Raw genomic sequence first — 15,889 nt, 5'->3', positions numbered from 1 at the left:
TCACCCGTTGCTGTTGACCGTGACCGGTTTTTTGTTCTGCCCTTCAATCAGCTGAAAGCCGTAGGTGCGGTCGGTTTTTTTCTCGAACACCAACTGGCGCCCGGGCAGGATGTGATGCTTGGTGGTCGGCAGGCAGTCGCTTTTTGCGGTGAGCGAACAGTCACGAAACTCATCCAGCACCACCACGCTGTTGCCGTTGTTACGCAGCTGGTATTGGTTGCCTGTCTGGTTGATCTGCGTATCGAAACGCGTGGCCTTGGGCCGCACGAAAAACACCGTGCCGTAACCCGCCATGACGTTGATTCCGGCCGCGAGGCTGTCCTTGTAGTCGGCCCGTTCTTCGTCGGTGATCGCGAAGTTATCGTCCTTCTCCGGCACTACGGGAATAAAGCGCACGCGGAAATAACGCTCCTTGTCCCTCGGCCCCATGTACAACAGGCGCGTGCCCTGGCGCCCGTTGGCCGGCACGATCAGCCGCGCCGGGCTCGCCATCAGGCCGTCGCGCCGGGTGGTATTGCCATCGCTGTCGGTGAGCGATGCAACCGGCACCTCGCGATGGGTGCCATCGGCGTTGTAGACGATCTCCAGCACATCGACGCGGATGAACGCCGTGCTCGTGCCGGTGTTGGACACGCGCTTGAGATAGGAACTGCGATCCTGCTCGAGGTAGTCATACACCACCCCGACGTTGATCGCCGGGGCCGCCTGGGCGCCGAGAGCACAAAGCAACAACCCGATCGATAACACTGCCTGTTTCATGTTTGATTACGCCTCGTTAATTGAACACGGCCCGCGCGATACCCACGAGCCGGGAATGCGGATGGCCGTCTAGACCTGCGAATCCCAGACCACGGTTACCACGCCCGAATAGGTACTCCCGGGCCGTTTGAGCATTTCGCTCATGTCGTCTCGCTGCACTTCGAAGTGCAGGGTGCCGGGCCGGTCATTGATGTAATGCAACGGCTGAAACAGCTCGCTGCCCACGCCATCCAGGCGCAGCGCGAGTTTGTTCACGGTTTGGGCGTACTGATCGACCAGGCCGCTGGGCAAGGTCACCGCGACCTGCAGCGGCACTTCATCACCCTCGGCATTGCGCAGCCCGCAGGTGTTGCCCATGACGATCGAGCATTCGAGCTGCATCTTGAAACGCGAGCTGCTGGCGATGCGGAACGTCTGGTCGCGGTACAAACGCGCCGGCGCCCGCCCCTGGTTGAGCCAGGCTTGCCAGCCGCCCTGGGGGATCAATTCGACACGGTTGCCACCGGGCGGGATATCGACCTTGAGCGCGTGTTCCACGCTCAGCCGAAAATTGAAGGTGGCGACGGTTTCGCTGGTTTGCATCACATCGCCGATGTCGAAATCCCCGCCTGGCCCGAAGGTGTAGGTGAGGCTGCCGGCGTAATCACCGGACCTCATGTTGAGCGGGTTCGGGGTCCTGAGCTCGTAGGCGTATTCAAAATTGCTGTAGTACATCCAGGGTATGTCAGTGCCGGCCGTCACACTGCAGGCACCGGCATTCTCGGGAACGATCCAGAAAAACAACGCAAAGGACGGCGAGGCCGCCAGGTAATTTACGCCCTGGCAAGGCGCTGGCGCATGCTGCCAGTAGTAAGACCACTGAGGCATGTCTGTCGTCGCCCAGCCACTGACTCCCGGTGGGTAGGTGACATCCCAGCGCGCGCCCACACCGGCAATACGCATCTGGACCGTCTCGGTTTCACCAGTCGCCTGGTGGGTGACCTGCAGGTCTCGCCAGGCCGAGGGCACTTTGAAATAAGCGCCTTTGCGCGGCTCGGCATAAGCCAGGACGGGCCCGCTTGACGCCGCCGAGAAGGGCCTGCGAATGGTGAAAATATTCATCTCCTTGCACCGCGCGGGAATATGCCCGGGGCAAATCCCGCTTTCCGGCGTGGTGTTCTCGAATTTGTTGACCATCGGGTTGCCCGGGTCGGGACGGAACACGGCGGTAATTTCCTCGACAAACGCCTGCGCCGGTGTGCTGAACAAACCCATGATCAGGGCCAGCGCACGGCACGGCCCCAAGGCGCTTCTGGTTGCAGCGACTGACTTCATACATTCTCCGGTTCAAAAGTGCGGGCAGCCATCAGCCGGCGGTTTCCACGTTGAAGTTGGCTTCGGCCAGCGTGTCGGGGGTGCAACGCAGGTCGCCGATCATCAGCACGTCGTTTTCATTCGGGGCGTTGGCCGGGTCGAGGCGGAACTGGCAAAGCAACTGGTTCTGGTAGCGCACTTGCAGGGTGGGTGAGCTGGCGCTCATTTCCATCGAGAAGAACCCGTCTACCTCGCTGACCCCACGGCTGGCGTGGTTGATCACGTGATGCCCCTTGAGCGGCCGACCCTGGGCATCGAGCAGACGCCCCAGCACCGACACGGTTTTCAGCACGGTGACCTTGCGGTAGTCCACCCCGCCCTTGTTCAAGTGATAGGTAGTGCGCGCCGGCTGGATGTTGGCGGCGGGCGGGTGATTGCCGTCGAAATCGAAGTTGACGCTGCTGCTTTTGTAGGCGGCCAGCGGCACAAAATTGCGACCGGGGCGCAAGACCGCGCCACCGCCACTGAAGTCATCGGCGCGCAGGGTGATGGCCTCGAGGTCAGTCTCGACATCGATGATCATGCCCGCGCCCGTGCCGTGGTACTGGCTGGTGAGCAACGCCTTGTCGGCGCCGGCCACGAACGTGCTGTTGAGGTTCAGGCCGCCAGTGAATTTGTTGTTGAACGAGCTGCGCTGCAGGAAGCCGTCGCCGCTGACCGTGTCGGTACTGAAGCTGGCCGTGCTCGACAGGCCAACGCCATAAGTGTCGGTGATGGCAGTGGCCGAAACGCTTTGCAGCAGGTGGTCGGTGAGGTCCTGGCGAAAGGTGACCGAGGCATTGTTGTCACGGCCGCCATCACGCGCCGTGCGAGTGCCGACACTGCCGGACACTTGGCGGCCGTCGGTGCCCAGCGCCAGGCTCAAGGTGACGTCGATGCCACGGTTGCGCTGATCGTCAGTGCCGTTGGTGCCCGGCCGGTCGAACGCCGAGAAGCGCCAGTTGGCGTCGCTGCCCATCAAGGTACTGCGCCGGTTCCAGCCCAGGTCCAGGCCGGCGCCCACGACATTGCCCTGGCTGTGGGACAGGCGCACGTTCCAGGAGTTGAGCGCATCGACACGGTGGTTGACCGACAACGCGGTGTTGCTGGTTTCGCCGACAAAGGTATTGCGCCGCAACCGCGTGCCGTCGGGCAGCGTGTCATAGGTGTCGCGGGTGTCGAGCCAGCTGCGGTTGTGGCTGAACACCAGGTTGGTGGTGCCCAGCGTATAAAGCGCCTGCAGGTCCATCCCGGTGCCGTGTTCCTGGGTCTCATACACGTTGGCGTAGACGCTGGTGTTGTTGGCGACGGTCCAGTCCACCGAACCGCCGTATTGCAATTGCTCACGCACTTCACGTGCCGACAACCCGAGAATCACCCGCGGGTGCAACAGGTAGTTGACGGAAGCGCCGGTGGTGATGGCGCCTGAGGCCTGGTCGTCCCAGTTGCTGAATAATTTGGTTTCCCTGCCGGCAAACACGTTGTAGCGCCAGCGGTCGTCGGCATTGCGCCAGTTGCTCGGTTTGTACACCAGCTCCTGGGAGGTACTGACCGTCACGCCGTCTTCCACCAGGCGCACTTCCACCTCATAGATACCGCCGGGCAGTGGGCGGGTGTCGAGCGTCTGCAGGCCGGCCGCCACTGACTGGCTATTGAGCAGCAAGCCATTGCGGTAGATCTCCACGGACGCCTGACGGTTGGCCGTGACGTAGATCGGATAGACGCTGGCCTTGGCGTTGTTGATCGCCAACGTGTCGGAGCTGCCGTACATCACGCCCAGGGCCGTGTCGGGGCTGGCGCCAAAACTGCGCAGCTGTCGGGTCAGGCCATCGGAGTTGGGCGTGAAATGGCCCAGGCGCAGAAAACGCCCTTCAAGCTCGCGCTGGGTATACAGCTCGTGGATCGCGTGGCGCAGGTGCTCTTCGTCGCCGCTCTGGCGGGCCAGCTGCAGGTTGAACACCTGGCTCCAATTGCCCAGGCTGGCGCTCGCCTGCAAACCGTAACGCCCGCCCAGGTCTTCGTCCTGGCCGCCGTTGAGGTTCAGTTGATTGTTGACGATCAAGCCACGGCTGCCGCCTTCCGGCTGCGCGTAGTAGCGCGGGGCGTCATCGGCGCGTTCGACGTTTTGCGTGATGATCGAAAGCTGCGAGCTCTCGAGGCTGTAGTGGGTAGACAGCATCTGCGCGGGGCACGCCTGGCTGCACGCGCCCAGCGCCACACCCTTTTCAAGGATGGCCTGCCAGGTGTCGCGGGTCGCCAGTGGGACTTTGCTATCACCCACGTCGGTAAATTCGAGCAGGGTTACGCGGTCATCCCGGGACAACACGATTAACGCCTCGCCGAGTAACTGCTGGTCAAGGTCGACCCGCACGGCCAGCGGTACATCGAAGAAGTGATCACTGAACCCGGTGGGCAAGCCTTGGGCCTGAGCGATCAGACTGCCAGGATTTTCAACACCGGAATTCGGCGCCGCCAGGGCACCCATACAAAAAAAAAGCGCAAGCGCCGCCGCGATGGGAGTCATCGGGAACATGAACACATACTCTGAATGCCAAATGACAAGAATGAAAATCAGGCCGGCGGCCCCTGAACAACCGGCCGGCCTGCTGACGCGATGCCCACGAGCGCGAGGCTCAAGGGGCACTCATTGACGTCAAAGAGCTGGCAGCACCGCGTCAAATACCAGCGGCATAACGCTGGTGTAATTGCCACGCTGATTCGCCGAAGGTTTGGCGGCGTCGATACGCAGTACGGCGCCCAGGCCCGGTGTGGAATCAGCTTCGTTGACAACTTCCTGAGGCGTGCCACTGAGCACTACACCATTCAAGGTGGCGGTCAGCGGAATGTTTTGCGTGGCATCACCGTTGAACAGCACTGCCGGGCCGCCGTCGATATAGGCGTGAATAGACCCGTTGGTGTTGCGCATGTCGTAGACCGCGGACAACGACGCCAACTCACCATTGGCCAGGTTATACGACATGGCCTCGTCACGGCCCCAGTTAGGGTCGCGCGGCTGCACGTGGAACACGGTGGTCGGGATGCTCGCCTTGATATTGACAGTGTGATTGGCCTCACCGGCCGCGAACGCCATGGAGGACAGCGCCATGGCAGCCAAAGGGGCAGCAATTGCGAACTTCTTGAACATAGTCGACACCTGTTATTTGCATTGAGTTATATCGCTGAACGTTGAACACAAGACACTGCACAACGTGCGAAGGGCATTACGCGCTCATCAATGTTTGAAAAGCACGGTAATGATCAAGCAATTCAAATAACCAGGATGCCCGCTATTTCTTATAGAGCTGTGGCTTTAATTAGTATGGCTTGAGGGAAAAAGATGGCACATTGCCAAAACTTTTAATTGATCTGTAAGAACAGGACTACACATCTACATTCGAAACTTTGCTGTGGAATAAAGTCCGTCAGAACAGTACCACAACAGTAACTTTCCGGATAAACATCGGCGCAAAAAAAGTTGAGCATCAACTCTAAATATAATTCACACATCTGAACGCTTTCTTGAAAAGACCAAACGGCTGTTCACCGACCGTTGGTCGCCTCGGCCTTTCGCCGTCTAAAGATATATCTTAAGTTCTATCTTAACCCAAACGGAGAAAGCGAAAATGAGAGAGCATCCCCACCAACGCAACCACGGTGATGGCCGTGATGGTTTTGAAAAACGCCCCGGCCGTGAACGCGGCGGCCGTGGTCCACGCGTGTTTGCCCCCGGCGACCTGAAATTACTGCTGCTGGCGTTGATCGGCGAACAGCCCTGCCACGGCTACGACCTTATCCGCCAGATCGAAGGCCTGTTCGACGGCGCCTACAGCCCCAGCCCCGGGGTGATCTACCCGACCCTGACCTTTCTGGAAGAAAGCGAACTGGTGACCGGCGATACCGAAGGCGGAAAAAAACGCTACACAATCACCGACGCCGGTCGTCTTTCCTTAAGCGAGCAGGCGATTGCCCTGGAAGGCGTGCGCATGCGCATCGACGTCAGCAAACGCTCGCTGCGCGGCCATGATCGCCCGCCCGAAATCCATGAGGCGGTGCACAACCTGCGCCATGCCTTGCAGCTGCACCACGGGCGCTGGAGCCCGGAAGAAATCGCGCGTGTCGCGGCCCTGCTCAACAGCACCGCCCAAGCCATTGTCGACGGCCCGGCCGTTCTACCAGTCCAGGGGAAAGCTCAATGAATACGCAAGCCATCCACCGCGTCACCCACGAGATCAAGCGCCGCCGCCTGGAAGTGCTGCGCGTGACCGACATCACCCCGCGCATGCGCCGCATCACCCTGGGTGGGCCCGAGCTGGCAGGTTTTATCAGCCTGGGCAGCGACGACCACATCAAGCTGCTGTTCCCGCAGAACGCCGCCGAACAGGCCGCGCTGGAAAGCCCGAACTTCAGCATCAAGGGCGAGGGCCCACAGCCGGCCATGCGCGACTACACGCCACGGCGGTTCGACCTGAACACCGGTGAACTGGACATCGACTTCGTGCTGCACGGCGATGGCCCTGCCTCCACGTGGGCCGAGCAGGTGCAGGTCGGCCAGCACCTGTATATCGGTGGGCCACGCGGTTCGATGATCGTGCCGGATATGTTCGACAGTTACCTGCTGATCGGCGATGAAACCGCCCTGCCCGCCATTGGCCGGCGCCTGGAAGAATTACCGGCGGGTCGCAAGGTGCTGGCGGTGATTGAAATCGCCAATGCCGCAGAACAGCAGACGCTGAACAGTGCCGCGGATGTGCAGGTGATCTGGGTGATACGCGGCCAGGACGACCTGCTTGAGACTGTTCGCACACTGACGCTGCCGAGCGGCTCGCTGTACTGCTTCGTGGCGACAGAAACCAAGCTGTCGCGCCAAGTGCGCCGCGTGCTGCTGGACACCCATCAGGTCAATGAAGCGTTCCTCAAGGCTGTGGGTTACTGGCGTGCAGAAGGCAGCGAAGAAGAGTAAGCCGATCGAGGTCGACAATGTGGCAGCGGGCTCGCCGCTGCCACATTTAGTTTCGCGGTGGCTTTAAGCACTTATCCAGGCCCACCACTGCCAACGCAATCCCGATAAACCCCGCCAGAATTCCCCCGGCATTCACAAACACTTGTGGATAACCGAGCGTGTCCACATCAATGAACGGGTACTGATACTGCCCGAGCAAATGCCCGCGCAGCAGCACATAGCCGAAGTACACCAACGGGTAGATCACCCAGGCGCCGATGTGGTTGAAACGCAACGTGCCCTTGGGCACACACCGCCACCAATAAATCACAAACAGCACCGGCATGACGTCGTGCAGCAATTCATCGGCGACGAACTGAAAGCCTGTGGGGCTCCACAAATGCCGCAACAGCAGGTTGTACGCCAGGCTCACCACGACGATGCTCGCAGCGATCGCGCTACTGACCCTGGGCGCCAGGAAAAACCGCTTGGCGGCTGAATCCCGACTGACCAGCGCGTAGCTGAGCACCACCACCACCAACGTGTTGGTCAGCACCGTGAAGAAACTGAAAAAGTTGATCAACCCGCCCAGCAGGCTGGCGCCCGCCGTCCAGCGCGAATCGAAAATCAGGTATTGCTGAATCGCCAACCCTGCCCAGCCGGCCAGTGCCGCAGCCGCGATGAAACGCTTCATGGGCTCAGTCCAGTGGGCGTTTGGTACGCATCAGTTTCACGTACAACCCTTCGACTTTTTCCCGCGCCCATGGGGTTTTGCGCAGGAACGTCAGACTCGACTTGATGCTCGGATCGCTCTTGAAGCAGCGCACATCAATGCGTTCGGCCAGGCCTGCCCATTCGTAGTGTTCCACCAGGGTGGTGAGGACGTGTTGCAGGGTCACACCGTGGAGCGGGTCGTTGCTTGTCGCGGTCATGCCGGGCCTTTTGCAATAAGAGGAAACACAGCCGCGCACCTTAGCCGACGGGGCGTACAGGTGGAAGCACTGCATTGAATATAGACGTCGGAGAAAAGTTCCCCTTTTCAGCGAAAAAAGAGATGTTATATTGTAACGATAAATATCAAAAGTAACTGACCCGATACCGTTTCAGCCTTCTCTTTTTTGTGCCGTTTTGCCAAGGAATGTTCGATGTCCCTCTCTTCTCTCTGGCGCTTGACCCCGCTTGCCGCCGCTTTGCTGATCTGCTCCGAAGCCCACGCCCTGGAACTGCAACCCCAAGTCATCACCGGCAATCCACTGGGCAGCGAACAGCTCGCCTCACCGACCACCGTGCTGGAAGGTGATGATCTGACCCTGCAACAAAAAGGCAGCCTCGGCGAAACCCTGAACAAGCAGCCGGGCGTGTCCTCGTCCTACTTCGGTCCGGGTGCGAGCCGGCCGATCATTCGTGGCCAGGATGGCGACCGCATTCGCCTCCTGCGCAACGGCGTGGGCGCGCTGGATGCCTCGTCACTGTCCTACGACCACGCCGTGCCGCTGGACCCGGTCAACGTCGAGCGCATTGAAATCGTACGCGGCCCGGCCGCCTTGCTGTACGGCGGCAGCGCCATTGGCGGCGTGGTCAACACCTTCGACAACCGCATCCCCACCGAAGCCATCGAAGGCATCCACGGTGCCGGTGAATTGCGCTACGGCGGCGCCGACACCACCCGCAGCAGCGCCGGCAAACTGGAGGCCGGCAACGGCACCTTCGCCTTGCACCTGGACGCGAACGCGCGGGAGTTCAACGACCTGAAAATCCCCGGTTTTGCGCGCAGCCGCCACGCCCCGGACACCGAAGATGGCCCCGGCAAAAACGGCCGCCTGGGCAACAGCGACGGGCGCCAGGACGGCGGCGCGGTGGGCGGCTCCTACACCTGGGACGATGGTTACGCCGGCCTGTCCTACAGCAACTACGATGCAAACTACGGCTCACCTGCCGAGCAGGACGTGCGCATCCGCATGAAGCAGGATCACTACGCCTTTGCCTCCGAGATCCGCAACCTGCAGGGCCCGTTCACCTCGGTAAAACTCGACGCGGGCTACACCGACTACCAACACCGCGAAATCGAAGGCGGCGAAACCGGCACGGTGTTCAAGAACAAGGGTTACGAGGCGCGCGTAGAAGCTCGCCATCAGCCGATTGGCCCATTCGATGGCGTGGTCGGCGCGCAGGTGACCCGCAACGAATTCTCGGCCCTGGGCGAAGAAGCCTTCGTGCCGCAGACCGACACCAACGCCGGCGCCCTGTTTATCCTCGAAGAAATGCAGGCCACCGAGCGCCTCAAACTCAGCCTCGGCGCTCGCCTGGAACACACCAGCGTCGACCCGGACGCCAAGGGCAATGCGCGCTTCGCCAATGCCGACCAAACCAATGACTTCACCGCCGGCAGCCTTTCGTCCGGCGCGGTGTACAGCCTCACGCCGGTCTGGTCCCTGGCCGCGACCTTGGGCTACACCGAGCGCGCGCCGACCTTCTACGAGCTGTACGCCAACGGTGCCCACGTCGCCACCGGCACTTATGAGTTGGGCGATGCCAACCTGAAAAAAGAAAAAGCCGTGTCCAGCGACTTGGCGCTGCGTTTCGACAATGGCACCCACAAGGGCAGCTTCGGGGTGTTCTACAGCCGCTTCTCCAATTACATCGGGCTGCTGGACACCGGGCATACGCTGAACGATGACGGCGAAGAGGACGCGGGCGGCATCCCTGAGTACAGGTACTCGGGCGTGCGTGCACGTTTCGCCGGCTTCGAAGCCCAGGATCACTGGAAACTCGGCGAAGGTGCCTACGGCAAGTTTGCGCTGGAGCTGTCGGGCGATTACACCCGCGCAACCAACCTGGACACCGGCGAGGCCTTGCCGCGCATCGCACCGCTGCGCGTGAACAGCGGTTTGCTGTGGGAACTGGACCGCTGGCAGGCGCGGATCGACGTCGAACATGCGGCGGGCCAGGGGCGTGTGCCGAGTAACGAGAGCGGCACCGATGGCTACACCACCCTGGGCGCGAGTGCGGGTTATCACTTCAACGTTGGCGCCAGCCAGTGGCTGGCGTTCGTCAATGGCGAAAACCTGACCAACCAGACCGTGCGGTATGCCAGCTCGATCCTGCGCGATATTGCGCCGGCGCCGGGGCGCAGTGTGCAATTGGGTGTGCGTACCACTTTCTAACGCCCGCCTTTGGAATCAGTTTTTTGTAGCAAAAGTACTTCCTGTGGCGAGCGGGCTTGCCCCGCGTTGGGCCGCGAAGCGGCCCTGAAATCAGTCAATGAGCTGTACCTGATACACCGCATTTCTCATTGATCAGGGCCGCTTCGCGCCCCAACGCGGGGCAAGCCCGCTCACCTCAACAAACCAGCTCGCCACCACACCCTCAATCCAACCTGGAATTGGGTTTCCACAGACATTTTTGCAGCGACGTTCTGTCACTGTTACCAGAACTGAAATGATGCATCTCTCGATTTAGTCTTTCTCAATACGAGCAGGCGCTTTATCCTTGCCGCAACAAACTGAAACGTTTCATGCCTGCGGTCGATCCCACCTTGCCAAACTTACCCCTCTTCAGAGACAGCGCTGTCTTCTACCGACCTGCGCACGGGAGTAAATCGCCCGCCTGTGGATAACCCTCTTATCCCCAGAAAAACCGAATTAACGCTGAACCAAGCCCGCGCCGAATCGTCATCTACAGTGAAGCACGGGGTTACATAATTCCAACGTCACGGAGAAACACACTATGAGCACTGATGGTGCTTCAAGCCCAAGCCGCCTGCTGCCCAGGTTGCTGGGGATCTTGCTGCTGATCATGGGGCTGGCCTTGCTGGCCGGCGGCGTCAAGCTGAGCATGCTCGGCGGGTCGCTGTACTACCTGCTGGCCGGTATTGGCATCGCCCTCACCGGCGTTTTGCTGCTGGCCACCCGCCGCGCCGCGCTGGGTCTGTACGCACTGGTGCTGTTCGCCAGCACCGTGTGGGCACTGTGGGAAGTCGGCCTGGATTGGTGGCAGCTGGTGCCGCGCCTGGCCCTGCTGTTCGCCTTGGGCATCGTCTTGCTGCTGCCGTGGTTTCGCCGTCCGTTATTGCGCGGCCAGCCTGCGCCGCTGGGCACTGGCGCGCTGAGCGTGGCCGTGGTGCTGGCGGGCGCTGCCGCCCTGGCCAGCCAATTCACCAACCCAGGTGAAATGGTCAAGACCGGTCAGCTCGACCGCGACGCCGTGCCTGGCATGGCCAGCGCTGCACCGGCCCAGGCCGATGGCGACTGGAACTCCTACGGTCGTTCGGCCTTCGGTGATCGTTACTCGCCACTGGCGCAGATCACTCCGGAAAACGCCCACAAGCTGGTGCCGGCGTGGACGTTCCGCACCGGCGACATTCCTGGCCCAGGCGATCCCGGTGAAACCACCGCGGAAAATACCCCGCTGAAAGTCAACGGCATGCTCTACGTGTGCACCCCGCACAGCCAAGTAATTGCCCTGGACCCGGACACCGGCAAGGAAATCTGGCGTTTCGACCCGAAGATCAGCACCGAAGGTGCGGCGAACTTCAAAGGTTGGGCGCACATGACCTGCCGTGGCGTGTCGTATCACGATGACGCCGTATACGCTTCCGAACAAAGCCCTACCGGCAGCGCCAGCGCTGCTCCGGTCAGCGCCGTCTGCCCGAAACGCATTTTCGTGCCGACTGCCGACACCCGTCTGATCGCCCTGGATGCCGACACCGGCAAAATGTGTGAAGACTTCGGTGACAAAGGCCAGGTCGACCTGCGTGCCAATATCGGCAGCTTCGCCCCAGGCGGTTACTACTCCACCTCGCCACCGGCCGTGACCAAGAACCTGGTCGTGATCGGCGGTCACGTGACCGACAACGTTTCCACCGACGAGCCTAGCGGCGTGATCCGCGCGTTCGACGTGCACACCGGCAAGCTGGTATGGAACTGGGACAGCGGCAACCCGGACGACACCACCCCGTTGGCCGAGGGCAAGACCTACACCCGCAACTCGCCGAACATGTGGTCCATGTTCAGCGTCGATGAAAAACTCGGCATGCTCTACCTGCCGATGGGCAACCAGATGCCTGACCAATACGGCGGCGACCGTACCGAAGATTCGGAAAAATACAGCGCCGGCCTGACTGCTCTGGACATCGACAGCGGCCACGTGAAGTGGACCTTCCAGTTCACTCACCACGACCTGTGGGACATGGACGTGGGCGGCCAGCCTAGCCTGATCGACATCAAGACCGCACAGGGCGTCAAGCAAGCGGTGATGGCTTCGACCAAGCAAGGCAGCATCTACGTGCTGGACCGCACCAACGGTCAGCCTGTGGTGCCGATCAACGAAATCCCTGTACCGCAAGGCGCAGTGGCCGGTGATCACACCTCCCCGACCCAACCCAAATCCGACCTGAACTTCATGCCGCCGCCGTTGAAAGAACGCGACATGTGGGGCGTGACACCGTTTGACCAGATGCTGTGCCGGATCGATTTCAAATCCATGCGCTACGACGGCCCGTTCACCCCGCCATCGCTGCAAGGTTCGATCGTTTACCCAGGTAACTTCGGCGTGTTCGACTGGGGTGGCATTTCCGTCGACCCGGTTCGCCAGATTGCCTTCGTGAACCCGAGCTACATGGCGTTCAAATCGAAACTGATCCCGGCGGCCGACATTGCCAAGCAAGGTCCGCGCGTCAGCGAAACTGAAGGCGTACAGCCGAACAAAGGCGCGCCGTACGGCGTGATCCTCGAAGCGCTGCTGTCGCCTCTGGGCCTGCCGTGCCAGGCGCCGGCGTGGGGTTATGTGGCGGCGGTCGACCTGACCAACCACCAGACCATCTGGATGCACAAGAACGGCACCGTGCGCGACAGCTCGCCCGTTCCGGTCCCGCTGACCATGGGCGTACCTAGCCTGGGCGGGACATTCACCACCGCCGGTGGCGTGTCCTTCCTCAGCGGCACCCTCGACCAGTACCTGCGTGCCTATGACGTGAAAAACGGCAAGCAGCTGTGGGAAGGCCGCCTGCCAGCAGGCGCGCAAACCACACCGATGACCTACACCGGCAAGGACGGCAAGCAGTACGTGCTGGTCATGGCTGGCGGTCACGGCTCGCTGGGCACCAAGCAGGGTGACTATGTGATGGCGTTCAAACTGCCGGACTAAGTGTTAACCGGCGGTAAAACAAAGGCGGCTACCTGATGGGTAGCCGCCTTTTTTGTGCCCGTGTTCACTCAATGTGGGAGCTGGCTTGCCTGCGAGGGCGGTGCAACAGAAACAGATTCTTTGACGGCCACACGGCCATCGCGGGCAAGCCCGCTCCCACAGGGTTTAGCGGTGTTCAGGCGAGTGGATTTACAGGGCAACCCGCGCGCGGCGCATCCACATCTCAAACGCCATGGCGTTCAACGGCCGGCTGATCAGGTGACCCTGCGCCGTGTCGCACTTCCATTGCCTGAGCAACTTCAGGCTGGGCTCGAACTCCACACCCTCAGCCACCACCTTGAGCCCCAGGTTGTGGCTCATTTCGATGGTCGAACGCACAATCACGCCGTCTCCACTGGCGCTGTCGAGGTTGCGGATGAACGACTGGTCGATCTTCAATTCCTGTACCGGCAAACGCTGCAACTGCGCCAGGGATGAATAGCCGGTGCCGAAGTCGTCCACCGACAGGCTGATGCCACAGCCGCGCAATTGCTCCAGCACGCTGAGCGCCTGTTGCGGGTTGTGCATGATCGCGCTCTCGGTGATCTCGAAGGTCAGTTGCTGCGCCGCGACAGCGTATTGCATCAGCAAGGCGGTGACGCGAATGGCCAGGTCGTCATCGGCCAGGTCGTCCACCGAAATGTTGACCGACAGTTGAATGTGCAAACCGCGCCCTGCCCACTCGGCGATCTGCCGGATCGCCTCCTCGATCACCCACAACGTCATGCTGCGCATGCTGCCGGTGCGTTCGGCCAAGGGAATGAATTCGGCGGGCGACACCTGGCCCAGCGTCGGATGCTGCCAGCGCAGCAAGGCTTCCGCCTGGCGTACGTGACCATGCATGAGGTCGAGTTTGGGCTGGTAGCACAGGAACAATTCGCCTTCGACGACCGCGCGGCGCAGGTCGCGGATCAACGTGATCTGGCGCTGGTGCGCCAGGTCGCGGTCTTGCTGGTAGATCTGCAGGTGCCCGGGCAGGCTCGCCGCATCATGCCGGGCGATGGCGGCGCGGCTGATCAGTTCTTCGACCTGCTGGCCGTCGGCCGGGTAGGCGGCAATGCCGATGCTGACTTCATGCCGCACTTCGTCGTTGCCAATGCGCTGGGGCTCGGTGAGCAGCCCATACAGGCGGTCGGCGCGGGCTACCGCGCGGTCGATCTCGGTGTTTTCCAGCAACAGCAAAAACTCGCTGCCGGCGATACGCGCAGCGGTGTCACTGGCCAACAGGCACATGGACAGGCACCGGCTGGCTTCACGCAACATTTCTTCGACGCCCTGTGGCCCGAAGCCTTCGTTGATCACCCGGTAGTTTTCGATCCCCAGGTACAGCAACACCACCGGGCGCTGCGCACTGATCGCACTGCCCAGGCGTTCCATGGCCAACGCGCGATTGGGCAAGCCGGTGAGCGGATCATGCAACGCGTTATGGGCCAACTGCCGCTCGCGCACGGCGATGCCGCTTTGCATTGCATTAAAGGCCTGGGCCAGCAAGCCGAATTCATCGTGGCTGCGCACCCGCACCGGGGTTCGATAATCACCGGCCCCGATCCGCTCGGCCGCCTCCACCAGGGCGTTGAGTGGGCGTGACACGCGGCGCGCCAGCAACAACGCGGCGGCCAGCGACACCAACAACACCGCCAGGGCGATCCCGAGAAACTGCCGGTCCAGCGGCGCAAAAGACTCAAGCGCATGGTCCAGCGGGCTTTGCAGCAACACGCGCACTTCATTACCCTCGCCGGTGTTGGCCAGCGGCAGCACCTGGCTGAGCACGCGTTGCCCGTAGAACAGGTTGATCTGCGCATCAGGGTTGAGTTGCGCCTGGTGCAGCGTATCGATGATGGTGGCCCGGTAGGCCTCAGGCTGGGTGCTGAACAACTCGCCGACCTGGCCGTTCTGCACGCTGAGGAACGACACTTCAAGGTTGCTCATGGAACGCAGTTCGTTGGCGAACTGCCTGTCCATGGGGAAGCCCATCACCACGCGGGCAATGGGCTGCGGGTCGAGGACGACATCCTGCACAAGCAGATAGGGCAGGCTGTCCATCGCGACGATAAGCATCTGCAGCCCGCTGCGTCGCGCATGCCGCAAGGCCTCGTCGTACGGGAAGGGCTGGCCGTGTGTCAGTACCGGCAAGGTACTGACCATCACCTTGCCATCCAGGCCCAGCACGAACACTTCACTGGAACGCAGGCCGGTGCCATGCCGTCGCAGCGCGGCCATTACCGTTTCGGGGTTGCCCTCGGCCACCGCCTGTTTGAAGGGGCCGTCGGCGGTGAGCCAATCCAACCCGTATTGCAGCCGACGCCCGCGCAGGTCGAGCAAACGTTCGAACACTTGGCTGCCGGTGCTGAGCTGAACCTGGGCCTGTTTCTCCACGGCGCGGGTGGTGGCGGCCTTGACGGCGAAGTAAGTCGCAGCCACCACCACCAGCAGCAATAGCGCCAACACCCCGGCAATGCGGGTCTGAAATGTGTGGCGCCACTTCATTGCCGTGGCCTCTGGCAGCACGCGCCTCTCTGTGCCGATCCGTCCCTCTGTCATACGCATTCCTGGCGGCTGCTGACCTGGCGTCAAAAAAACATTCGTTTTTAACGAATGGTTGGTTCAACCAGATTAGCTGGGGGCTGGAATATGTACACCCAATAGGGACGGGGATGTGTCTGTCAGTTTATTGGC

11 protein-coding genes are annotated in these 15,889 nt (G+C 61.4%); 4 read left to right on the top strand and 7 right to left on the bottom strand.

What is annotated here, in order from left to right; all coding sequences use genetic code 11:
- From AB5I78_RS06040 to AB5I78_RS06025, 4 genes are all read right to left on the bottom strand, one after another.
- Positions 1-759, bottom strand: a complete 759-nt coding sequence (locus AB5I78_RS06040) for a molecular chaperone (protein ID WP_242194465.1) — start codon at positions 757-759, stop codon at positions 1-3.
- Between the two features lie 69 nt (positions 760-828).
- Positions 829-2,073 carry a hypothetical protein gene (locus AB5I78_RS06035; RefSeq protein WP_369300889.1) on the bottom strand — a complete coding sequence of 415 codons (1,245 nt, stop codon included), beginning with the start codon at positions 2,071-2,073 and terminating at the stop codon, positions 829-831.
- A 31-nt stretch (positions 2,074-2,104) separates the two neighbouring features.
- Positions 2,105-4,624, bottom strand: a complete 2,520-nt coding sequence (locus tag AB5I78_RS06030; RefSeq protein WP_369300890.1) for a TcfC E-set like domain-containing protein — start codon at positions 4,622-4,624, stop codon at positions 2,105-2,107.
- Between the two features lie 120 nt (positions 4,625-4,744).
- A complete protein-coding gene (locus tag AB5I78_RS06025) occupies positions 4,745-5,236 on the bottom strand; it encodes a CS1 type fimbrial major subunit (protein WP_106579440.1) in 492 nt (163 codons plus the stop codon).
- A gap of 478 nt (positions 5,237-5,714) precedes the next feature.
- On the opposite strand from AB5I78_RS06025, the gene AB5I78_RS06020 reads away from it, so the two are divergent.
- The gene (locus AB5I78_RS06020) at positions 5,715-6,287 is read left to right on the top strand and encodes a PadR family transcriptional regulator (RefSeq protein ID WP_369300891.1); all 573 of its coding nucleotides are present in this window, start codon (positions 5,715-5,717) and stop codon (positions 6,285-6,287) included.
- Complete coding sequence (locus tag AB5I78_RS06015) at positions 6,284-7,051, top strand: siderophore-interacting protein (protein WP_369300892.1); 768 nt, start codon at positions 6,284-6,286, stop codon at positions 7,049-7,051. Before AB5I78_RS06020 ends, AB5I78_RS06015 begins: the two co-directional genes overlap by 4 nt.
- 46 nt (positions 7,052-7,097) lie before the next feature.
- On the opposite strand, the gene AB5I78_RS06010 is transcribed toward AB5I78_RS06015, so the two are convergent.
- The gene (locus AB5I78_RS06010; RefSeq protein ID WP_369300893.1) at positions 7,098-7,724 is read right to left on the bottom strand and encodes a Pr6Pr family membrane protein; all 627 of its coding nucleotides are present in this window, start codon (positions 7,722-7,724) and stop codon (positions 7,098-7,100) included.
- 4 nt (positions 7,725-7,728) lie between these two features.
- A complete protein-coding gene (locus AB5I78_RS06005) occupies positions 7,729-7,962 on the bottom strand; it encodes a VF530 family DNA-binding protein (protein ID WP_048720273.1) in 234 nt (77 codons plus the stop codon).
- A 213-nt stretch (positions 7,963-8,175) separates the two neighbouring features.
- Here AB5I78_RS06005 and AB5I78_RS06000 point away from each other — a divergent pair, with 213 nt between their 5' ends.
- Entirely contained in the window at positions 8,176-10,194 is a 2,019-nt protein-coding gene (locus tag AB5I78_RS06000) for a TonB-dependent receptor (protein ID WP_369300894.1), read from the top strand.
- 562 nt (positions 10,195-10,756) lie between these two features.
- Positions 10,757-13,174: a glucose/quinate/shikimate family membrane-bound PQQ-dependent dehydrogenase gene (locus tag AB5I78_RS05995; RefSeq protein ID WP_145161441.1), complete on the top strand. Its 2,418-nt coding sequence runs from the start codon at positions 10,757-10,759 to the stop codon at positions 13,172-13,174.
- A 189-nt stretch (positions 13,175-13,363) separates the two neighbouring features.
- Here the strand turns inward: AB5I78_RS05995 and AB5I78_RS05990 are convergent, their stop codons facing one another.
- Entirely contained in the window at positions 13,364-15,700 is a 2,337-nt protein-coding gene (locus tag AB5I78_RS05990; protein ID WP_369300896.1) for a putative bifunctional diguanylate cyclase/phosphodiesterase, read from the bottom strand.
- Between the last annotated feature and the right edge of the window lie 189 nt (positions 15,701-15,889).

The sequence above is a fragment of the Pseudomonas sp. N2-3-1-14 genome (genome assembly GCF_041228395.1).
GTDB lineage: Bacteria > Pseudomonadota > Gammaproteobacteria > Pseudomonadales > Pseudomonadaceae > Aquipseudomonas.
Note: the sequence above shows the minus strand (reverse complement) of the source record. Positions and strands in the feature narration are given on the sequence as shown.